The following is a 20,404-nucleotide window of genomic DNA, read 5'->3' on the forward strand; positions in this document are numbered from 1 at the left end:
CGTCCGTATGGGCGGACTTTTTTATATGCGGAGCGATAATGGTATACATGATTTTTCCGAATTATGCAATTAACGAGAGTCTAAAAAAGTAAGTCATTCTTGTAGAGGCAACACCTATATGTTTTGTGGTAAAAGGTTGCTAGGTTTTCTCTTATGGAGATTGTTGAATGCCAAACCTGGCATTCAACTGTCCACGTATCATTTCATCACGTATCTTGCGTTCATCACGTTTTTTCTCTTTTTTTAGCATTTCCTGGCGTATTTCAAATGTTTGTACACCGTCTTCCATCTTCTCAACAATCTCCATTAGTTGCTCAATATCGTGAAAGGAATATTTACGTGTTCCTCGTTGCGAGCGTTCAGGAAAAATCAGCCTTCTTTCTTCGTAATATCGAATTTGTCGTTCTGTCAAACCTGTAATTTCACTAACTGTGCCGATAGTAATGACCTTCTTGTGTTTATAGGATTCAGACATGACGTCACCCTCCTTGTGGATGCATTATTTTTTACTATACGCTAATTGTTGTAATATTGCGATTGTTTTGTAAGGTTTTCTCACATCAATTAAAAAGTGTGTAAGATAATCTAACGCAAATGAAGAGAATATAGCGACTGTCACATACAATAAAAGCATCATATCAAAATGAAAGAAGGGTACAACATGAGTAGGGAATCCATTGTGTTGGCAGAAAAAATTGTGGAGTTAGATTTATTGCGCGACCAGTTATTAGAACAGCTTATGGACATGGCGGGAAATGAAGCGTTTGAACTACTTAGAAGTATTCAAAATCGCTAGGGGGATAGAAAATGAACATACTGCGTAAGCTTATTGAAAATCAGAAGCGTTTTTACATTGAGAAACTGTTAGAGGCGGGTGTTTATAAAACTTCAGACGATCACTTGTACGAAAAGACACTAAGTGAACTGGCACAAGTATATGAGTCGTATCAAAGTATACAAAGAAAGTGGAAATGAATTTGCCTCAAAAAGTCACTTTATATATAAACTTTTTAAGTAGGAAGCAGATTGCATAATCAGTTCTTATTGATAGTAAAGAAGGTGACTCAAAAGTCACCTTCTGCATTTTTGACAAAATAATTTATTCGTACGTATCATATTGTCGCTCATTCAGCATCTGATCATATGCTTGCTGCGCGGCTTGCTCTGATGTAAACAAAGCATCGTCGTCTTCAATTACATGAAAGGTATCATATAAGAATAACGCGACATCATTGGGGTCTTTTGGGTGCTGTACAATCTCCGCTGCACGTATATTTGCAACTGTTGGTGTGTGGGGATTGTTGTAGATGACAAAGACTTCATCACCTGGTTTCATGTCTTTCTTTCCAATTAAATCATCCATTTTGCTACCTCCTTTCCTTCTCACATGTAGTGTGCAGTGAATCAGAAAGGATTATGTAACGAGTGTATGATTAAGCTTGTAAGTTTTGTGGTGTATATATAGATGTTTTGCTCTTAGCTTTTTTACCTGTTTGAGCTGTTTCCAGTTGCTTAGCAAGGAGCGATAATGTGAAGTTTACTAAGAAGTACAGAAGCGCAATCAACAAGAAAGTTGGAATGGTGTAATTGATGCTTTGTCCATTAATGATTTGGGCGTTATGCGTAAGTTCAGGAAGTGCGATAATAACAGCCAGTGATGTATCTTTTAAAAGAGAGATAAACTGACTAACAATGGGTGGAACCATTCTGCGTAACGCTTGAGGTAACACAATATACTGCAGTGTTTGCATATAAGTAAGGCCAGAAGAACGGGCAGCTTCAATTTGCCCTTTTTCAATAGAGAGAAGTCCGCTCCGGACAATTTCAGAAAGCATCGCTGCTTCAAAAATAGTCAATGCAGCAATGGCAGCCGTTTTGATTTCTAATTTAATACCTATTTCTGGTAAAGCGAAGTAGGTGAAGAAGATAATAAGAAGCAAAGGCAAGTTTCTGATGATTTCTACAACAAACATCAAGATGTGCGAAAGTACAGGAATTTTTGCGTAGCGCAAAATACCGATAGAACCGCCGATTAAGAAGCTCAAAATAATGGAAATAATGGCAACTTCCAAAGTGACAAGAAATCCTTCTAATAAAAATGTGAGATGATCTGCTGTATATGCTCCTATAAAATCCAATATGATCCCTCCTAGTAGCTTCTGGCAAGTCGCTTTTCTAAGTATGCCACACTAATGCTAAGTGGCACAGTTAACGATAAATAAAATAATGCTACAAAAATATACACATCAAATGTAAGAAATGTTTTAGATGCTACTAAATCCCCAAAGTACATTAAATCTAGTCCGGCAACTACTCCTAAAATGGAGGAGTTTTTTACTAAATTAATAAACTGATTCCCAAGAGGAGGGATGACAATTTTAACAGCTTGTGGCAATATCACATAATACATGGCTTGTATATAGGTAAGACCAGAAGAGCGAGCAGCCTCTAATTGCCCCTTTGGAACAGACTGTATACCAGCGCGAATAGCTTCTGCGATAAAGGCGGCTGTATAAACGCCCAAACCAATTGTGCCTGCAAGAAAGCCGTCCATACGAACGCCGAATGTTGGCAAGCCGAAATAGAAAATGAATACAATGAGAACGAGAGGGATGTTACGTATAAATTCTACATATATAGCACCGAACCAATTTAAAATGCGAAAAGGAGAGATTCGTAATACAGCCATGATTGTGCCAAGCAGAAAGCTACCAATCAAAGCAGTGATACTACAAACTATAGTGTTTTTAAAGCCTTCTACATACATATCCATATTTTGTGAGAGTACAGAAAAATCTAGCAACTCATATGCTCCTTTCTTGTGAAAACGAACAGGATGAGTATCTCATCCTGTTCGTTTTTTTAAATTATTTCTTGGGCTTTTCACCCATCCATTTCTCATATAATTTGTCGTATTGTCCGCTGGATTGATATTTTTTTAAGAAGTCATTTACTGCTTTTAATAATTCTGCTTCATCTTTTTTGACAGCAATGCCATATGGCTCATCAGTAAAGATATCTCCTGCAATAATGTAGTTTGAATCTTGTTTTTGCATGCCGAATAAGATAGCGTTGTCAGTCGTTAGTGCGTCACCCTGTCCAGCTTTCAAAGCTTGAAATGCCTCACTGTAATTTTCAAATTCCAGAACGGTAGCATCAGGTGATTTTTGACGAATATTTTGAGAAGAGGTGGAACCTTTTACGGCCAATACCTTCATGCCTTTTTTAATATCCGCTACGCTTTTAATTTTACTACCTTTCTTAACGAGTAAGGCTTGTCCTGCTTTAAAATACACATCGGAGAAGTCTACTTCTTTTTTGCGTTCTTCGGTGATTGTCATAGTCGCGATAATCATATCGATATCACCATTTTTAAGCATTGGAATACGTGTTTTAGAAGTAACTTCTTTCAATTCTACTTTCTTTTCATCACCCAGTATTTCTTTTGCGAGCGCTTTAGCGATGTCAATATCAAATCCCTCTACTTTGCCGCTTGACGGATTTTTCAATCCGAATAAGTTTGTGTCGTACTTAACACCGACAACAACTTTGCCTCGTTGTTTAATCTGCTCTAATGCATTTTTGGGCTCCGCAGTAGTTTCTTTTGCGGATTCCTTTTCACTGCTGCAGCCGATAAGCGCCGTAAGCATACATGCAATGAGTGTAAATAGAAAAAATTTCTTCATGGTCTTGTCCCCCTTTAATGATTTAGCACACGGCTGAGAAATTGGCGAGCGCGCTCTTCACGCGGATTCGCAAAGAAAGCAGCCGGAGTTGCTTCTTCGATAATACGACCTTCATCCATAAATAAAATGCGGTCGGCTACTTCACGGGCAAAGCCCATCTCGTGTGTAACAACTACCATGGTCATGCCTTCGTGTGTCAAAGCCTTCATCACATCAAGTACTTCTCCGATCATCTCTGGATCAAGAGCGGAAGTAGGTTCATCAAAAAGCATGAGCTTTGGTTTCATGGCTAAGCCCCGTGCAATAGCGACGCGTTGTTGCTGCCCACCGGAGAGCTCAGAAGGAAAAGCATGCGCTTTTTCACCAATGCCAACTTTGTCTAAATAGAACATCGCTGTTTGGACAGCTTCTGCTTTTGAAACTCCTAACGCCTTCATTGGAGCGAGTGTGATGTTATCAAGAACAGTGCGATGAGGGTATAAATTAAAGTGCTGAAAAACCATGCCGATATTGCGGCGAAGCGCATTAATGTCTGTTTTGTTATCGTTCAGTTTGACGTTATTGACAATCAATTCGCCACTTGTAATGCTTTCAAGGTAGTTCATGCAACGCAGAAGTGTACTTTTGCCGGAACCTGATGGACCAATAATAACAACAACCTCGCCTTGTTTAATATGTAAGTTGATGTCTTTTAGAACATGAAATTGCCCAAAGTGCTTGTTAACGTTCTGGAAGGTAATCACAAAAAGCCTCCTTATCTGTGATGAGTGTTTACTTTACTACGGTCATCCCTGAAGAGGGATGCAAGGGATAAATTTTTAAAATATGAATTTTTTATAAAATAAACTAATCTTTTCCATATTTATAGACAGATTATATGCTTTTTTGTAATAATAAGTCAATAAAATATTTTATATTTTCTGAAAACTAAAATGATATGTTATTTTATACTTACATATTAAAAGGGTATGTAATGTAAAAATAAGATGTGAAGAGCTGAAAGCTGTTATAACATAGGGTGGATGTGCTACAATATGCTAGTAATATTGGAATAAGGAGGTGGCGTCGTGCAAGAGGTATTACAAACCTTTTTCAAGGCAAACCCCACACAGGACCGAAACAACTATTTACGCTACTCACTTGTTGAAGAGGAGAACGGATACGTAATTGTGGATTATGAAGTTCATGGTGGAAATATTATACACTTATATTATAATGATGAAAACGAACTTAAAATCATTTGGAAAAGAGACGAGAAAACAATTGTAAAAGTAGAGAATATTGCAATTCAAAAGGTAGTATTTTTAAAAGAGAATGAGGAATCCCTTGCATTTGTGCTTGAGAGAATGCCGAGTCGCATGATTAAACTACAATTAAAACCTTACTTTGCAATTGAAATGAGTTTATATTGGGATATGTGTGAAGAATGTTAAAAAGCATCCGTTTTTTACGGATGCTTTTTTATGGCGATTAAAGGAAGTAAAATGAGACTTACCCAACCGATAAGAGGATATAACATGTGAAGTAATTGTCCATAGCCGACATGGCTAATCATATAGCTAATCAAGAGAATGATGTATATAAAGCCGTTATTTCGCCAACCGGTCATCGATTGTAGCTGTCGATTCATGCCATACACATTGCCAATTAAGGTTGTAAATACTTCACCGAATATGACGAGAACAAAAAAGAAATGAAAGGTTTGATTAAACCTTTTTACAACCTCAGCCATTGGGATGTCATATTGATAAAATTGATCTACTGTTAAAATAGCGAGTTGGCTGCATAGTAAGATGCCGAATAAGCCAGCTCCTCCTACTATACCGCCCCATTTGATAACCTTTTCATCTTTTATCTCGCTAGCTAAAGGGACAAGTACACTTTGTGCCAATGCTAAATTCATGGCCACATATGTAATAGGATTGGTCACCCATTTTATATTCCAAGATTCCGCAGGTATAGCCACTGTCAGAGTTGGTCCGGTTTGAGCTACGGTTATAACATACATCGTTATAATAAAGAACATCATAATGGGAACAACGAGTGTATTTACTTCAAAAATCCCTTGTAAGCCGCGGGTCAACACTAGGATACAAGCAATAACAGTTATGATAACCCCAATACTACGAGGCAATTGCAATTGTTCTTTAAATACAGAACCTGCTCCCGATAACATCACACTTGTAACACCCAGTAGTACCATTAACAGCAGAACATTAATAAGTCTGCCGAATATATTGCCGAACAAATATATATTAAATTCTTGTGCGGAGTGCGCCTTAATTCGTGTTGCAAGAAGCATCATCTTTGTGCCGAGCCAAACAAAGAGTAAACCGCTTATAAAAATACCAATTGTTCCATATGTACCATGCATTGTAAAAAATTCAACTATTTCACGTCCGGTTGCAAAGCCGGCACCGACTACAGTTCCAATATAAGTTGCTGCTATTCTTCCTGTTATTTTCCAGCGTTGCTTATCCATACGATCCCTCCCCTACATACATATGAACAAGCCCTTACAAATAGAAGCCCCTTGTTTTATCAAGCCATAACATATTCCGTCTTATTTTAGGTGATACTAGTTGTAGTCGATGTCTAGTACGTTTTGTTTGTGTTGTTTTGTTTTTAATGATATTTTGTATTATATAATAATTATTATAAAGATAAGGTGATGGATATGATAAATGTAACGAATGGTAATGTAGTAGCTGTATTAAATAAGCAAGTTGCAAATTGGAATGTTTTGTTTGTGAAGTTACATAATTTTCATTGGTATGTACAAGGGCCACAATTTTTTACACTTCATGCAAAATTTGAGGAACTATATAATGAAGCTGCGACATACGTAGATGAATTAGCAGAGCGTATTTTAGCATTGCATGGTAAACCAGTTGCCACAATGAAAGAGTATTTGGACATGTCTACAGTACAAGAAAGCAACAGCAACGAGAGTGCGGAAGAAATGGTCCAAATTTTAGTTAATGATTTTTCAGCACTTATCCAAGAGCTAAAGCAAGGGATGGATGTAGCTAACGAAGCCAATGATGAAACTACAGCTGACATGCTGCTTGCCATTCACACTTCTCTTGAAAAGCACGTTTGGATGCTAAATGCGTTCTTAAAGTGATAGAAAGCTGCATGTGCTATAATGAAAGAAATGGTGCATGCAGAAGGGAAGAACGACATTGCTTAAAATACCTGTAACTATTTTGACGGGCTTTCTGGGATCAGGAAAGACAACGTTATTGAATCGTATTTTATCTGAACAGCATGGGCAAAAGCTTGCTGTCATCGTAAATGAAATTGGTAAGATTGGCATTGACCATAAATTAATTGTAAATGTCGATGAAGAAATTATGGAAATGACCAATGGCTGTTTATGCTGTACGGTAAGAGAAGACTTATTAATTTCCTTAAAACAGCTATTGCAGGCTAAGAGAAATAACGAAGCACAATTCGAAGGACTAGTCATTGAGACTACCGGTCTGGCGAATCCTGGTCCCATTATCCAAACCTTTTTTCTTGATCCGGTAATTCAAGATGCATATGAAATAAACGGTGTCATTACTGTTGTGGATGCTTTTCATATCGAACAACACTTTACAAAAGGCTTAGAAGCAAAAGAACAAATTGCATTTGCTGATAAGATTTTGCTCAATAAAACGGACCTTATTGTGCAGGACAAACAGAAGGAATTACAAGCATTGCTGCAAAGCATAAATCCTACTGCAGAGATTATTCCGGCGGTAACATGTGAAACAAATATAGAAGCATTATTGCGTATTCAAACATTTCGCATGCGTGACACATTAGAGATTCGTTCTCATCATCCCGGGCATCTGAACGATGTAATGACATGTGTACTTAGAGAAACAAAGCCAATTGACCTTCATAAATTTAATGAATGGATGACAGCTGTTGTTGGAGAACTTGGAGAATATTTATACCGTTATAAAGGTATATTGAATGTGAAACAAACAAATCGACGCATCGTCTTTCAAGGTGTTCATACGCTGTTTGCCGCTTCTTATGATAGAGAGTGGGGGGAGGAAAAGCGTGTGAGTGAAATTGTCATTATCGGTAAACATTTGAATAGAGAATGGTTTGAAGAACATTTTCGAAATTGTACGTCATAAAAAACTTCGCGGAAAACCGCGAAGTTTTTTCTTTTCATTAGTTCATAGCAGTGTCTAATACTTTTATATTTTCTTTCATTAGAGTGACATAGTCTTTTTTATCTTTTAGCTCTTCTTCTGAAACCGTTGATAAATGATGCAAACGAAGAATTTTTGCACCTGTCTCTTTTTGAATGACTTCAGCAACTTTAGGTGTGGCAAAGGTTTCAAATAAAATATAGGATAAGTTATGTTCTTTAGCTGTTTCTGCAACAGCTGCTAGTTGTTTTTGTGATGGTTCATCGGATGAGGACAAACCTGCAACTGGAATTTGTTTTAAGCCATAATTATACTCCCAATATCCGTATGCTGCATGTGAAACAAGGACTTCTTTTGTTTTAGAATTATTAACTGTCTCTTTTAGTTGTGCTTCTAAATCGAGTAATTGTGTTTTTAGATCGTTAAAGTTTTTTTCAAAGTCCTGTTTATGGCTTGGCTGTAATGCAACAAGCGCATTTTTAATATTTTCAGCTTGCTTCAACGCATTTTTGGGATCTAGCCAAATATGAGGGTCATAATCGTGATGGTGCTCATTCTCATTGTGAGCATCTTCGTTTTCATGATTATGCCCTTCATGGTTAGCCTGGTTTTCATGTTCATCTGCAAACTTAATTAGAGCAACATCTTTTGAAGAGTCAATCATCTTTACGTCTTCTTTTTCTAAGGATTTTTCAATATCTTCTACAAAAGGCTCTAAATCAACACCATTGTATACAAATAAATCGGAATTCGCCAATTTCACAATTTGTTTTTGAGAAGGTTCATACGTATGAGCATCAGCTCCGGCAGGGTAAATAGATGTTACATTAACATGTTCACCACCAATTTTCTTTGTGAAATCTTGAAGCGGGAAAATGGTTGTATATACTTCTAACTTATCATCTGCTTCTTTTTTAGCAGAGTCATTGTTGCCACAAGCTGACAGTGCCGAAAGAGCCAGTGCTGCCGAAAGCAACAGAGAAAATTTTTTCATAGATGTTTCTTCCTTTCACCTTATATTGTCCATAGCATATTTTATCGTAATTATTTCGATTTGTAAAAACTTTTATCCCTCGTACACAAACTCAGGGAGCGGATCTGTGAAAGAGTTCCAATTCATCTTCATTTCTTCATCCGTCAGCACACATGCATCTAAAGCATCTTGAATTTCCTGTTTGTTCATATCAATGCCAATTAACACAAGTTCTGTCATGCGGTCACCGTATACGTCATCCCAACGCTTTAACATATCCGGATCATCTGCGAGCGTTTGTTTTTGCTCTTCCAGTGAATAAGTGGCAACCCACTCTCCAGCACCCTGAATTGTAATGGAAGAACCGGCTTGTGAGATTAGTCCTGTCATATCATTGCGAGTCGCAACCCAGAAAAAGCCTTTTGCACGTACAACATCAAGCGGCCAATTTTCCAAGAAATTCATGAAGCGAGCAGGATGAAACGGTCGCTTCTTTCTATATACGAAAGATGAAATCCCGTATTCCTCTGTTTCCGGAACATGTTCTTCATTTAACTCTTTAATCCATCCGGCAGCTTGACTAGCTTTGTCAAAATCAAAGAGATTTGTGTTCAATACTTCGTGCAAAGAAACTTTAGAATAAGAGGTACAAATAATATTCGCTTCCGGATTTAGCTTATGAAGCAGGTTGTACAGTTCATTAGCATCTTCTTTATTTAATAAATCAATTTTATTTAATAAAATAACGTCTGCAAATTCAATTTGATCAATGAGCAGGTCAATCACTTCACGAGTATCATTTGCATCTGTACCTTGTTGGCGGTCCAGTAAGCTTTCTCCTGATGCGTAGTCGTCCCAAAAACGATTTGCATCTACCACAGTTACCATCGTATCAAGGCGACATTTCTTTGAAAGATCAATACCGAGCTCTTCATCAATGTAAGTAAATGTTTGTGCAACAGGAATTGGTTCACTAATACCCGATGATTCAATAACGATATAATCAATATCACCGGCATCAACAAGGCGTTCTACTTCGAGTATTAAATCTTCACGAAGTGTGCAGCAAATACAGCCATTTTGCATCTCAACTAGCTTTTCTTCTGTGCGAGAAAAGCCACCTTGTTTTACTAATGCTGCGTCCACATTTACTTCGCTCATATCATTCACAATTACAGCAACTTTTAACCCTTGACGGTTTGTGAGAATGTGATTCAATAATGTGGTTTTGCCAGCACCTAGATAGCCGCTTAAGACAGTTACAGGTATTTTCATTATCTTATATCCTCCTGGTAAAATAACTTGTTATACAGATTAAAACAAAATTATTACGATTTAAAAAATACTTATCGAGTATACTACTATTCTATAAAATGTGCAATAAATAGTTATGATTTCGATTTGTATAAGTGCAACTAGAAAAACGATATTTTCTTTTAGGCTAGGAGCGGATGATATGAGGTTATAATCATGTAAAATCTGAATCATATATGCCGAGTGGGACATTCAAGCACTTTAACTTTTTAGATTGTGTTAAAGCTTGATATTAGCAATTCGCACTTGTTAATTGGAGTGGAAGGAGTGAGACAGCGGGTCAAGAGGGATCCTCCGCAGGCGCGTAGCACGAGGATCCCTGATCGCCGGCAGAAGGCGAACCCCTACAACGTCAATTAACAGAGAACTTTAACACAGCTATTTTTTAAGGTCTGTTATATTAGAAAAGTTATTTTCCTTATATAGCATTTAATCACTGATGTTTCATCAGTAACTTAGGATGCGGCATGATGATGCGCAAGGTGCAAGTATGAATAAGGTAATACATTAATAGGACAAGCATATGATAGATACATATAGAAAAGAAATAGAAGATGAAGTAGGAGGTAAATTATGACGTCGAGCATAAAGGACTGGCTTGCCGCTCTTTTATTTTTAAGTCTATTATTTTTATTTTTAGGAGTAGACTTTACAGCGCTTGCATCATTGCATATGAGTATTGCACCGGATTGGCGCAATATGATTGTCATGTTTTTAAGTGTGTTTTTAGAGGCGATGCCATTTGTAATAGTTGGTGTATTTGCCTCGGCGTGTATTCAAACTTTTATTTCAGAAGCACAAATTAAGAGACTGATACCTAAGTTTCCTGTTGTAGGAATCCTACCAGCAGCATGTATCGGCCTTATTTTTCCTATGTGCGAATGCGTGATTATTCCTGTTGTTCGTCGTTTAATACAAAAAGGCTTGCCGGTTCATTTAGGGATTGTAATGATTGTGAGTGTTCCCATCCTAAATCCCATCGTATTTGCATCTACCTATTATGCATTTCGCTCTACACCGCAAATGGCATATGATCGAATGGTGGTGGCAGGGATATCAGCCATATTGATTGGTGTTGCAATGTATATCTTATATACAGAAAGAAAAGATGTATTGCAACCTTACGAAGAGCAAGTAGAAGTAACACATGTGCATGGAAGGTTTTTTACAACTATGCATCATGCTGCTGACGAGTTTTTTGAAGCGGGAAAATATGTAGTAATTGGAGCATTTGTTGCTAGTATATTTCAAACTTTTTTATCTAGAGATGTATTAACAAGCTTTGCTGCAAATGAGTTTGTTTCACCATTTATTATGATGGTATTTGCATATATTCTCTCTCTATGCTCTGAAGCCGATGCTTTTATTGCTGCATCTTTGCAGCATGCATTTCCAGCAAAGCCGTTGCTCGCTTTTCTTGTATTTGGCCCAATGCTTGACTTTAAAAATACACTCATGCTATTTGCTTATTTTAAAAAGAAATTTGCATTTGTTTTAATAGGGGTTATTAGTATAATAGTTTACCTTGTTTCTATTTTGTATAGATGACATATGGGGCCTAAAAAAACTAACTATGAAATTCTTATAATGATAGGGGGAATTGAATGCAAGACCGCATGCGATTTCATATGTTAATTCGAGGTGTCATTTTTCTAGGGTTTGCTATGGCTTTATTTAAGCTGTTGTTAACAGGAGATATTATAAATTTTATTGCCCCTAAAATGTTTCCATTCATTTGGTTGATGTGTGGTGCCTCACTGTTGCTTGGCTGCATACAATTGTTTCGAAGCGATGGAGCGGTTTGTTTATGCGAGCGCCACACATTACCGAAAACGACGATGGCATCCCTTTCCTTGTACACACTGTTTTTATCACCTATTGTTTTAGTTTTTGTTTTTTCAACAGTTGGGTTAGATGGAAGGGTTGCTGCTAAACGGGGGGTTAACTTAACAGGGGAACAAATGATTATACAAGACATAGAAGAAGAGCCGTTTTTGCAAATATCGACTCCGCCGGAAGGTTATTATGAAAACCTTGAAAAAAAGCTAAAGCAAGCAGCAATGATTGACGTAACCGATGATGAATATATTTCTATTATGGATGTGATTGGGCAAGATGTAGAAGGCTTTTCTGGTAAGAAAATACGCTTGATCGGATTTGTACATCGAGAGGATGAGCTGGACCGGAATACGATTATTATTGCAAGGCATGGGATTACATGTTGTGCTGCAGATTCATCCGTTTTAGGCATGTTAGCCGTTGGCGAAACATCACAGCTATCAGAAGGACAATGGATTCAAGTAGAAGGGGTACTTTCAGCTACTACGTATATTGATACATTGCTACCTATTGTAAATTTGCAATCTATTCAAACGATAGATGCACCGAGAGAGCAGTATGTGTACCAAAAGTTTTAAAAATGGAAGTGATATTTCCTGATTTTCCGGCATATGTAGAAAGCTTTACCTCATATATATGAGGTAAGCAAGACGACATAGCGTTCAGAGAGGGAGATTGCGATGGAATATCTATTTGAAGCGCTCGTTATTATCATTGCATTATGCATACCTTTAGTATTTGTGGTTTTATTTTTGCATGAATTAATTAAAGGATTAGGGAGCTCAACAGCCATCACGCCCAAGCAGGAGAATCCATATCAAGACAGCTGACCTTTTAATGGGTCAGCTTTTTTTATAAATTGGTTTCAGTCTACGAAGAAAAGGTTTTGTATATTCATCATTTCAAATAAGATAATTCGCATGCTTTCTTATGATTTATATGTAGATACAGAAAAATATGGTATAATTCATGAAAATAAGAGATATACAAGGTAATTTATAAGAAAAAGACTGTACTGTGCAAGACAACACTATAACAAATTCATCTGTTTTGTATAAGAAAACAATCAGCGCTTCTCCTCCCCATCGTTGGTACGATGCACCTTGGTACCACTGAGGAAGGAGATATCGTGATGAAAAAGATTAAAGGAGTAGTGAAGGAATGGAGCGATGTACATTAGACAGGTGGATGAAGGCTGTAGAAATGGCCACAGTTGCACATATGGAGCAAGCGAGAAAAGGAAATGGTGTACCCTATATTACGCATCCGTATACAGTAGCACTTTTATTAACACACGCAGGCTGTCGGGAAGAGGTTATAATTGCAGGACTGCTTCATGATACAATTGAAGACACCACTATTCGTTACGAAGATATTCGCAAAGAATTTGGCGATGTGGTTGCAGAACTTGTACTGGAGTGCACAGAGTTAGATCGAACTAAGAGTTGGGAAGAACGTAAACAACAGACAATTGAAAAGTTGAGCCGTATCTCTATGGACGCTTGTATGATTGCATGTGCTGATAAGTTGCATAATATTCGGGGCACAGCACAAGAGTTTTCTATATGTGGTGAGGAGATATGGAAACGCTTTAACCGAGGTAAGGATAAGCAGCAATGGTACTATACATCGGTTGTGGGAGCACTTGGCAAACGTATCCCCAATACTGAGATATATCAATTGTTAAAAGCGGAAGTAGAAAGGTTATTTAACATAAAAATCTAATGAAAAAGAAGCCGCTAGGGCTTCTTTTTTATCTGCGCTTAATTGTACCAGGTGCACGTTCATATTGTTTTGGCTCGCTCAATTCAAACCCTAATTCGTTTGCGGCTGTGCGTGGAAAATATGGGTTACGCAACAATTCACGGCCGATGAAGATTAAATCTGCTTGCTCGTTTCGCAAAATTTCTTCCGCCTGCAAACCACTAGTGATGAGCCCTACTGCTCCAGTAGCGATTTGTGCTTCATGCTTAATTTGATTAGAGAACGGAACTTGGTAGCCAGGATACACGTCGATTTGGGCAGGCACTAAAGCGCCTGAACTACAATCTATTACATCTACGCCTTGTTCTTTCATCCATTTTGCGAATTGAACATAATCATCTGGTGTAAGACCGTCAGGATGATAGTCAGTGGCAGAAATGCGAACCATAATAGGTCCAGCCCAAACCCCTTGAATGGCTGTAATAATTTCACGCAAAAAGCGGTAACGATTTTCTGCACTCCCGCCATACTCATCTGTTCTCAGGTTAGAAAGGGGAGATAAAAATTCATTAATCAAGTAGCCGTGAGCACCGTGAATTTCGATGATATCAAAAGCAGCCTGACGTGCTCTCACAGCAGCAGCCCGAAACGCAGCAACAATATCTTTAATTTCATGTGTCGAAAGGGCAAGAGGTGTTTTCATACCATCGTATGGAATAGCAGAAGGTGCAACCGCAGGTGTGTCTACTGCTGCTTTCCGCCCGGCATGCGCAAGTTGAATAGCTGATTTGGCACCATATTCTCCAATCAAACGAGTCAGAGTCTGTAACCCTTCAATATGAGAATCATCCCAGATTCCTAAATCGTTATTGGAAATACGCCCCTCTGGTGTAACAGCCGTAGCTTCTAGCATCACAAGACCGACTTGTCCTGCTGCACGAGACGCATAATGAACTTGATGAAAGGCATTGACCATACCTTGATTGTCAGCTGAGTACATGCACATTGGTGACATGACAATCCGGTTTTTTAACACAACCTCCCTTAGCATATAGGGAGAAAACAATAATGAATCCATAAAAAGTCCTCCTTTATGTAGCTATATTGATTTTATCATTTGTTTTTTTAGAGAGCGAGAAATCCGCTTAGCCATTAAAAATTTGTTTTTTATATTCCCACCCTTTAATGGGTTTAATAGAACTTCAAAAAGTATACTAAGTATAAATGTCTGTTGAGTGGATTGGAGGATAATAGCAAACGTAGGGTTATTTGATGGCGAAATTATGTGATTCTGCACATAAAATCATATGTATGAAGGATAAAGTATATCAGATTATTAAATTCTGATTTAAAAAATATTTGAAATTAACTAAAAATTATGTATAATACAAACAAGCGGGAGTTTTATAGATAGATAGATTCAGATAACGAAAATATACTGAAAATTTAAACTTCTGCACTTAACTCGGAGGGGGTATCATAGGACATGAAGAAGAAAGCAACCGTATTAACAGCTGCAGTCCTATCCACAAGCATGTTTTTAACTGCATGCAGCGGAAATGAAAAAACATCAACAACAGAGAAGAAGAAGGAAGAAAATGGTTCTGGGGCAGCTCTTGCTGCTAAACAAGTACTGAATGTGACCGAAACAGCGGAAATTCCATCTATGGACACATCAAAATCTACGGATAATGTATCTTTTAAAGTATTTGTTAATGCGATGGAAGGGTTATATCGTCTTGACAAAGATAATAAACCGACGCCTGGTATGGCTAAAAGTGTAGATGTTAGTGCAGATAAAAAGACATATACATTCCACCTGCGTGATGCAAAATGGTCAAATGGTGAACCTGTAAAAGCACAAGACTTTGTGTTCGCATGGAGACGCGCCGTAGATCCTGCAACGGCATCTGAGTATGCGTTCATTTTATTTGATATTAAAAATGCAGAAAAAGTAAACAAGAAAGAGTTACCGCTTGATCAATTAGGTGTGACAGCGAAAGACGATAAAACGCTTGTTGTAGAGCTTAGCAATCCAGTTCCATATTTCTTAGAATTAACAACATTCCCTACATACTTCCCGCAAAATGAACAGTTCGTAAAAGCGCAAGGTGACAAGTACGCTTTAGAATCAAATACGACGCTTTACAACGGACCGTTCGTCATGAGTGAATGGAAGCATGAGCAAGGTTGGAAGTTAAAGAAAAATCCTAATTATTGGGATAAAGATACTGTAAAACTAGAAGAAATTAACACGTCTGTAGTAAAAGAAACGTCTACAGCGGTAAACTTATATGAAAGTGGCGACATTGACCGTGTATTCCTGACAGCGGAATTCGTTGACAAATATAAGGGCAACCCGGATTTCAAAACGCGTCTTGATTCTCGTTTGTTCTTCATCCGCTTTAACCAAAAAGATCCTATCTTTCAAAACAAAAAAGTACGTGAAGCATTTGACTTGGCATACGATAAAAAAGGTATTGCTAATGTATTGCTAAATGACGGGTCGGTACCAGCGTATTCACTTGTACCTACGAAATTTGTAAAAGGTCCTGACGGTAAAGATTTCCGTGATGCGAACAAAAACTTCCGTGATGGCAAAGACAATGCTGCACAGGCGAAAAAGCTTTGGGAAGAAGCCAAGAAGGAACTAGGACAAGATAAACTTACGATTGAAATGTTAAACTATGACAATGATACATCCAAAAAAGTCGGGGAGTATATTAAAGCTCAGCTTGAACAAAATCTTCCCGGATTGACAGTAACAATTAAACAACAACCGTTCAAACAAAAACTTGAGTTAGAGAAGAAGCAAGAATATGCGTTCTCCTTCTCTGGATGGGGTCCAGATTATCCAGATCCAATGACGTTTATTGATATGTTCGTTACAGACGGTGCGTTCAATGAAATGTCATATTCAAATCCAAAGTATGATGAGCTTGTAAAACAAGCAAAAGGCGAATTATTAACGGATGTTTCAAAACGTTGGAAGGCTATGCAAGATGCTGAAAAAATCTTGATGGAAGACGTTGCGATTTCTCCTACATATCAGCGTGGATTTGCTTATATGCAAAAAGAGAAAGTGCAAAATGTGTATGACCATAACTTTGGCGGCGACTACAGCTATAAATGGGCCTACATTAAAAAATAATAGCATACAAAAAATAACCGACTGCTGGGCAGTCGGTTATTTTTTGTATGCTACCAAGGAAAACGGAAGGTACGGCGGCATGGATGATGTGGTTTTTTATGGTGATCTGTTCTGTCATCATGGGAATGTTCGGGTTTATTATCGGACTTACATGGGTGCTGCTTTTCTGGAAATACATTAATAAAGCGAACCTTACCGCCCTTTTTGTGACAAGAGCGTTTAGAGAAACAAGAGCGCTTAGAGAAACAAGAGCGCTTAGAGAAACAAGAGCGTTTAGAGAAGTAAGAGCGTTTAGAGAAGTAAGAGCGTTTAGAGAAGTAAGAGCGTTTAGAGAAGTAAGAGCGTTTAGAGAAGTAAGAGCGTTTAGAGAAGTGAGAGCGTTTAGAGAAGTAAGAGCGTTTAGAGAAGTAAGAGCGTTTAGAGAAGTAAGAGCGTTTAGAGAAGTAAGAGCGTTTAGAGAAGTGAGAGCGTTTAGAGAAGTGAGAGCGTTTAGAGAAGTGAGAGCGTTTAGAGTAGCAGGAACATTTATGATGACGACGCTTCGGTCCTTGTTTCATAAAATCTTCCATGCCGGCTGAGCGCAGGCCTTTAGCTGCTTTGTCAATCTGTTCGCGGTCATAGCGTTTCATAAGAAAACCCTCCAATAATTATATTGTCAATAAGATGTAACATAGGTTTTTAGATATTCTAAAGTCTATGTTAAAAAGGAGCTTATACCATAACGTATGATACAGCGAGACAGGTTGTTTATCATTTTTGTGAAAATGTATGTTTGTCTATGTAGAAACAGGCCGCAGTGCGGCCTGTTTTTTTAACGGTGACTTTTTTTGCTTCTTTTGCCACCAGTGAACTTAGAGCGCTTACCTTTTGATTTCTTAGAGAAATAATCATATTTCCCTTTTTTTCTACCAGAAGATTTAGAACGTCTACCTTTTGATTTCTTAGAAAAGTAGTCGTATTTTCCATGACCTTTATGGCCGCAAGAATGCTTGTAGTAAGAACGCTTTGTACAGTAGTATTTCTTCGTCCAGTAGTATTTCTTTGTCCAACGTGTGCATTTTGTTACATACGTACACTTTTTCACGTGTTTGCACTTTGTCTTAGGACATTTGTGAGAGCATTTGCTTCTTTTGTCGTAAGAACGTGGCTCTTGGTGCATAAAGTGCTCCATACCAGCAGACTTTACTTCTTCAACAGCTTTACGAATATCACGTTTCAATGTAATTCCCTCCTTATTAATCAGAGAAGCTCGTCTTCTCTTTTCTCTATTACAATATGAAATATAAAAGATTATGAAATAGACAAGCGTTGATTTTTTAGAAAATGGGTAAGTACCTAAGGTGTCAAATAGGAGGGAAAAGCATACATTAAGTGTAGAAAGAAAAGTGTATAAAGAAAGGAAGACAAACATGTTACCTTCCTATGACCTATTCATTCATCCTATGTATCTTGTAGAACTTCGTAAAGATGTGTGGAGTGATGAACCGGTTCCGGCTAAATTAACGTATCAGAAGCGCAAATACGATATTGATGTGGTATATCGCGGTTCGCACATTCGAAAATTTGAAAAGAAGTCGTATCATGTGATGTTTCATAAGCCAAAGTTTTTTCAAGGCGCTCATGAAATACATTTAAATTCCGAGTTTAAAGATCCATCTTTAATGAGGAATAAACTATCTCTTGACTTTTTTCATGATTTAGGTGTGCTTTCTCCAAACTCGAGGCACGTACTTGTAACAATCAATGGTAGATTTCAGGGGGTTTATTTGCAACTAGAATCTGTTGATCAAGACTTTTTACGAAATCGTAACCTTCCAAGCGGTTCTATTTCGTATGCGGTAGACGATGATGCTAACTTTTCCCTCATCAGTGAGTTAGATGAAGATGTAAAAACCACATTGTCAGCAGGATATGAATTAAAGTATGGGGATGAGTATAGCGAGGAACACTTGTGTGATCTTGTTTACAATATTAATACGATTTCACGTGCTGAATATGAAAAAGAGATTGTGAAATATATAGATGTTGAGAAATATTTGCGCTGGCTGACAGCTATTGTATGCACATCGAACTTTGATGGATTTGTTCATAATTATGCATTATATCGCAATGATGAAACCGGACTGTATGAGATTATTCCATGGGACTATGATGCGACTTGGGGCAGAGATGTGCACGGAAGATTGCTAGAACACGATTATATTCGTATTCAAGGTTATAATACATTGAGTGCGAGACTGTTAGATGTACCGTCATTCCGTAAACGTTATGGGGAAATAATGAAAGAAACGCTAGCACATCAGTTTACAGTTTCTTATATGAAACCTAAAATTGAAGCACTTCACGTTTTATTACGACCGCATGTACTACGCGATCCATACGTATCAGATATTGCTGTATTTGACGGAGAGCCACAAATTATGTATGAATTTATTGAAAAAAGAAGCAGCTTCTTACAACAGCATTTAAAAGAAATCCTCTAGTATAAATATGAATAGAGAAGCTAACATTTTTTCGTTGCAACAGAAGAAGGAGTTATGTGCAGTTGCTGTCAATATTTACGACAAGCGCGTTCACAGGAAGAACAATAGCATGTAATGAGCCGTTCTTTTGCTGTCCTTTTTGTTGCTCATTACCTGCAAATAAATATATAGAATTATATAAAAAAAAGAGCCGTGCCTGTTAATCCATGGGGCCGGCTCTTTCTTAATTGAATGGCTGTATTAAAGCTCATTGCTAATTTCCGTCCGGGGTTTGCTTCCCGCAGGAGTTTTATCCGCTTCACTTCATTCAACAGGTGTCTATTATCAACATCAGACTTTAACACAGCCTATTCAATAAAAGTAAAGGGTTTCTGACGAGGATTTCAACAAATTATTATAATATCCAACCCTTGGCAAGTCCTGCATTTCATGGAATAATGGAAGATGTGAAAATTAGAAGAAAATGAGGGACTGCACATGATTGGAGATGTAATTAATCAATTATTAGAATTTTTTATGAGCCTTGGCTATTTTGGTATCGCCCTCGGTTTAATGATTGAAGTCATTCCGAGTGAAATTGTACTTTCATATGCAGGCTATATGGTGTCACAAGGCAAAGTTAACTTTGTAGAAGCAGTCATCGCTGGTACAATAGGAGGGACTCTCGCACAAATCTTCTTATATTGGCTTGGCTATTATGGCGGTCGTCCTTTTGTCGAGAAATACGGTAAATACGTACTTATCAATAAACATCATTTGGATATTGCAGAGAGTTGGTTTAACAAATATGGTGTAGGTGTTATTTTCTCCGCACGCTTTATTCCGGTTGTAAGACATGCAATTTCTATTCCAGCGGGGCTTGCTAAAATGTCACTGTGGAAATTTACGTTGTACACAGTTCTTGCTGTCATCCCATGGTCTATTTTCTTTATTTATTTGGGTGAAAAATTAGGTGCGAACTGGCGTCACATTAAGGAATATGCTGCACCATATACACCGTATTTCATAGCGAGCGCACTTGTATTTGTAGCTATCTATATTGCATATAAAATGAAGAAAAAAAGAACATCTCATTAAGCTGCCTATTCGGTAGCTTTTTG

Annotated in this window: 24 protein-coding genes; 13 read left to right on the forward strand and 11 right to left on the reverse strand. The window is 37.7% G+C overall.

The window, feature by feature from the left end; all coding sequences use genetic code 11:
• Positions 1-151: 151 nt before the first annotated feature.
• Positions 152-475: a MerR family transcriptional regulator gene (locus MUG87_RS00930; RefSeq protein WP_247084689.1), complete on the reverse strand. Its 324-nt coding sequence runs from the start codon at positions 473-475 to the stop codon at positions 152-154.
• Positions 476-661: 186 nt separating this feature from the next.
• Between MUG87_RS00930 and MUG87_RS00935 the strand changes: the two genes are divergently transcribed.
• Positions 662-796, forward strand: a complete 135-nt coding sequence (locus MUG87_RS00935) for a hypothetical protein (protein WP_247084691.1) — start codon at positions 662-664, stop codon at positions 794-796.
• Between the two features lie 11 nt (positions 797-807).
• Entirely contained in the window at positions 808-975 is a 168-nt protein-coding gene (locus tag MUG87_RS00940) for a Fur-regulated basic protein FbpA (RefSeq protein ID WP_247084693.1), read from the forward strand.
• 124 nt (positions 976-1,099) lie between these two features.
• On the opposite strand, the gene MUG87_RS00945 is transcribed toward MUG87_RS00940, so the two are convergent.
• The 5 genes from MUG87_RS00945 to MUG87_RS00965 form a co-directional block, all read right to left on the reverse strand.
• Complete coding sequence (locus tag MUG87_RS00945; RefSeq protein WP_247084695.1) at positions 1,100-1,363, reverse strand: transcriptional regulator SplA domain-containing protein; 264 nt, start codon at positions 1,361-1,363, stop codon at positions 1,100-1,102.
• A 70-nt stretch (positions 1,364-1,433) separates the two neighbouring features.
• On the reverse strand, positions 1,434-2,138 hold the full coding sequence (locus MUG87_RS00950; RefSeq protein WP_247084697.1) for an amino acid ABC transporter permease: 705 nt from the start codon (positions 2,136-2,138) through the stop codon (positions 1,434-1,436).
• 11 nt (positions 2,139-2,149) lie between these two features.
• Positions 2,150-2,803: an amino acid ABC transporter permease gene (locus MUG87_RS00955; RefSeq protein ID WP_247084699.1), complete on the reverse strand. Its 654-nt coding sequence runs from the start codon at positions 2,801-2,803 to the stop codon at positions 2,150-2,152.
• A gap of 64 nt (positions 2,804-2,867) precedes the next feature.
• Positions 2,868-3,686, reverse strand: coding sequence for a transporter substrate-binding domain-containing protein (locus MUG87_RS00960; protein ID WP_247084701.1), 819 nt, complete (start codon positions 3,684-3,686; stop codon positions 2,868-2,870).
• A 14-nt stretch (positions 3,687-3,700) separates the two neighbouring features.
• The gene (locus tag MUG87_RS00965) at positions 3,701-4,429 is read right to left on the reverse strand and encodes an amino acid ABC transporter ATP-binding protein (protein WP_247084703.1); all 729 of its coding nucleotides are present in this window, start codon (positions 4,427-4,429) and stop codon (positions 3,701-3,703) included.
• Between the two features lie 324 nt (positions 4,430-4,753).
• Here MUG87_RS00965 and MUG87_RS00970 point away from each other — a divergent pair, with 324 nt between their 5' ends.
• Entirely contained in the window at positions 4,754-5,119 is a 366-nt protein-coding gene (locus tag MUG87_RS00970; RefSeq protein ID WP_247084705.1) for a DUF3979 family protein, read from the forward strand.
• Positions 5,120-5,133: 14 nt separating this feature from the next.
• On the opposite strand, the gene MUG87_RS00975 is transcribed toward MUG87_RS00970, so the two are convergent.
• Positions 5,134-6,168, reverse strand: coding sequence for a YkvI family membrane protein (locus MUG87_RS00975; RefSeq protein WP_247084707.1), 1,035 nt, complete (start codon positions 6,166-6,168; stop codon positions 5,134-5,136).
• 195 nt (positions 6,169-6,363) lie between these two features.
• Here MUG87_RS00975 and MUG87_RS00980 point away from each other — a divergent pair, with 195 nt between their 5' ends.
• On the forward strand, positions 6,364-6,813 hold the full coding sequence (locus MUG87_RS00980; protein WP_247084709.1) for a Dps family protein: 450 nt from the start codon (positions 6,364-6,366) through the stop codon (positions 6,811-6,813).
• A 67-nt stretch (positions 6,814-6,880) separates the two neighbouring features.
• Positions 6,881-7,822 carry a CobW family GTP-binding protein gene (locus MUG87_RS00985; RefSeq protein WP_247087410.1) on the forward strand — a complete coding sequence of 314 codons (942 nt, stop codon included), beginning with the start codon at positions 6,881-6,883 and terminating at the stop codon, positions 7,820-7,822.
• Between the two features lie 37 nt (positions 7,823-7,859).
• Here the strand turns inward: MUG87_RS00985 and MUG87_RS00990 are convergent, their stop codons facing one another.
• Both MUG87_RS00990 and MUG87_RS00995 read right to left on the reverse strand, forming a co-directional pair.
• Positions 7,860-8,801 carry a metal ABC transporter substrate-binding protein gene (locus MUG87_RS00990; protein WP_247087412.1) on the reverse strand — a complete coding sequence of 314 codons (942 nt, stop codon included), beginning with the start codon at positions 8,799-8,801 and terminating at the stop codon, positions 7,860-7,862.
• Positions 8,802-8,906: 105 nt separating this feature from the next.
• On the reverse strand, positions 8,907-10,091 hold the full coding sequence (locus MUG87_RS00995; RefSeq protein WP_247087414.1) for a GTP-binding protein: 1,185 nt from the start codon (positions 10,089-10,091) through the stop codon (positions 8,907-8,909).
• A gap of 609 nt (positions 10,092-10,700) precedes the next feature.
• Between MUG87_RS00995 and MUG87_RS01000 the strand changes: the two genes are divergently transcribed.
• The 4 genes from MUG87_RS01000 (at position 10,701) to MUG87_RS01015 (ending at position 13,691) form a co-directional block, all read left to right on the forward strand.
• Complete coding sequence (locus tag MUG87_RS01000) at positions 10,701-11,675, forward strand: permease (protein WP_247084710.1); 975 nt, start codon at positions 10,701-10,703, stop codon at positions 11,673-11,675.
• A 56-nt stretch (positions 11,676-11,731) separates the two neighbouring features.
• Positions 11,732-12,544 (forward strand): TIGR03943 family putative permease subunit, encoded by an 813-nt coding sequence (locus MUG87_RS01005; protein ID WP_247084712.1) that lies wholly within the window; start codon positions 11,732-11,734, stop codon positions 12,542-12,544.
• Between the two features lie 102 nt (positions 12,545-12,646).
• The gene (locus tag MUG87_RS01010) at positions 12,647-12,796 is read left to right on the forward strand and encodes a hypothetical protein (protein ID WP_247084714.1); all 150 of its coding nucleotides are present in this window, start codon (positions 12,647-12,649) and stop codon (positions 12,794-12,796) included.
• Between the two features lie 331 nt (positions 12,797-13,127).
• Entirely contained in the window at positions 13,128-13,691 is a 564-nt protein-coding gene (locus tag MUG87_RS01015; protein ID WP_247084716.1) for an HD domain-containing protein, read from the forward strand.
• A gap of 28 nt (positions 13,692-13,719) precedes the next feature.
• Here MUG87_RS01015 and namA read toward each other — a convergent pair whose 3' ends face one another.
• A complete protein-coding gene (namA, locus tag MUG87_RS01020; RefSeq protein WP_247084718.1) occupies positions 13,720-14,748 on the reverse strand; it encodes an NADPH dehydrogenase NamA in 1,029 nt (342 codons plus the stop codon).
• Between the two features lie 408 nt (positions 14,749-15,156).
• On the opposite strand from namA, the gene MUG87_RS01025 reads away from it, so the two are divergent.
• A complete protein-coding gene (locus tag MUG87_RS01025) occupies positions 15,157-16,821 on the forward strand; it encodes a peptide ABC transporter substrate-binding protein (RefSeq protein WP_247084720.1) in 1,665 nt (554 codons plus the stop codon).
• A 47-nt stretch (positions 16,822-16,868) separates the two neighbouring features.
• The gene (locus MUG87_RS01030) at positions 16,869-17,399 is read left to right on the forward strand and encodes a hypothetical protein (protein ID WP_247084722.1); all 531 of its coding nucleotides are present in this window, start codon (positions 16,869-16,871) and stop codon (positions 17,397-17,399) included.
• Positions 17,400-17,632: 233 nt separating this feature from the next.
• On the opposite strand, the gene MUG87_RS01035 is transcribed toward MUG87_RS01030, so the two are convergent.
• Entirely contained in the window at positions 17,633-18,040 is a 408-nt protein-coding gene (locus MUG87_RS01035) for a CotG/ExsB N-terminal domain-containing protein (RefSeq protein ID WP_247084724.1), read from the reverse strand.
• Positions 18,041-18,230: 190 nt separating this feature from the next.
• Between MUG87_RS01035 and MUG87_RS01040 the strand changes: the two genes are divergently transcribed.
• Positions 18,231-19,304, forward strand: coding sequence for a CotH kinase family protein (locus MUG87_RS01040; protein WP_247084726.1), 1,074 nt, complete (start codon positions 18,231-18,233; stop codon positions 19,302-19,304).
• Positions 19,305-19,781: 477 nt separating this feature from the next.
• Positions 19,782-20,381 carry an undecaprenyl phosphate transporter UptA gene (locus MUG87_RS01045; protein ID WP_247084728.1) on the forward strand — a complete coding sequence of 200 codons (600 nt, stop codon included), beginning with the start codon at positions 19,782-19,784 and terminating at the stop codon, positions 20,379-20,381.
• The last annotated feature ends 23 nt before the right edge of the window (positions 20,382-20,404 follow it).

Source organism: Ectobacillus sp. JY-23 (genome assembly GCF_023022965.1).
Taxonomy (GTDB): domain Bacteria; phylum Bacillota; class Bacilli; order Bacillales; family Bacillaceae_G; genus Ectobacillus.

What these genes read in the sequence shown, in the direction of transcription:
- MUG87_RS01030 (WP_247084722.1), top strand. Translation starts at nt 16,869, where the DNA reads ATGCTACCAAGGAAAACGGAAGGTACGGCGGCATGGATGATGTGGTTT.
- MUG87_RS01040 (WP_247084726.1), top strand. Translation starts at nt 18,231, where the DNA reads ATGTTACCTTCCTATGACCTATTCATTCATCCTATGTATCTTGTAGAA.
- MUG87_RS01025 (WP_247084720.1), top strand. Translation starts at nt 15,157, where the DNA reads ATGAAGAAGAAAGCAACCGTATTAACAGCTGCAGTCCTATCCACAAGC.
- MUG87_RS00935 (WP_247084691.1), top strand. Translation starts at nt 662, where the DNA reads ATGAGTAGGGAATCCATTGTGTTGGCAGAAAAAATTGTGGAGTTAGAT.
- MUG87_RS01015 (WP_247084716.1), top strand. Translation starts at nt 13,128, where the DNA reads ATGGAGCGATGTACATTAGACAGGTGGATGAAGGCTGTAGAAATGGCC.
- namA (WP_247084718.1), bottom strand. Translation starts at nt 14,748, where the DNA reads ATGGATTCATTATTGTTTTCTCCCTATATGCTAAGGGAGGTTGTGTTA.
- MUG87_RS01005 (WP_247084712.1), top strand. Translation starts at nt 11,732, where the DNA reads ATGCAAGACCGCATGCGATTTCATATGTTAATTCGAGGTGTCATTTTT.
- MUG87_RS00940 (WP_247084693.1), top strand. Translation starts at nt 808, where the DNA reads ATGAACATACTGCGTAAGCTTATTGAAAATCAGAAGCGTTTTTACATT.
- MUG87_RS01045 (WP_247084728.1), top strand. Translation starts at nt 19,782, where the DNA reads ATGATTGGAGATGTAATTAATCAATTATTAGAATTTTTTATGAGCCTT.
- MUG87_RS00930 (WP_247084689.1), bottom strand. Translation starts at nt 475, where the DNA reads ATGTCTGAATCCTATAAACACAAGAAGGTCATTACTATCGGCACAGTT.
- MUG87_RS00975 (WP_247084707.1), bottom strand. Translation starts at nt 6,168, where the DNA reads ATGGATAAGCAACGCTGGAAAATAACAGGAAGAATAGCAGCAACTTAT.
- MUG87_RS00945 (WP_247084695.1), bottom strand. Translation starts at nt 1,363, where the DNA reads ATGGATGATTTAATTGGAAAGAAAGACATGAAACCAGGTGATGAAGTC.
- MUG87_RS00960 (WP_247084701.1), bottom strand. Translation starts at nt 3,686, where the DNA reads ATGAAGAAATTTTTTCTATTTACACTCATTGCATGTATGCTTACGGCG.
- MUG87_RS01000 (WP_247084710.1), top strand. Translation starts at nt 10,701, where the DNA reads ATGACGTCGAGCATAAAGGACTGGCTTGCCGCTCTTTTATTTTTAAGT.
- MUG87_RS00980 (WP_247084709.1), top strand. Translation starts at nt 6,364, where the DNA reads ATGATAAATGTAACGAATGGTAATGTAGTAGCTGTATTAAATAAGCAA.
- MUG87_RS01010 (WP_247084714.1), top strand. Translation starts at nt 12,647, where the DNA reads ATGGAATATCTATTTGAAGCGCTCGTTATTATCATTGCATTATGCATA.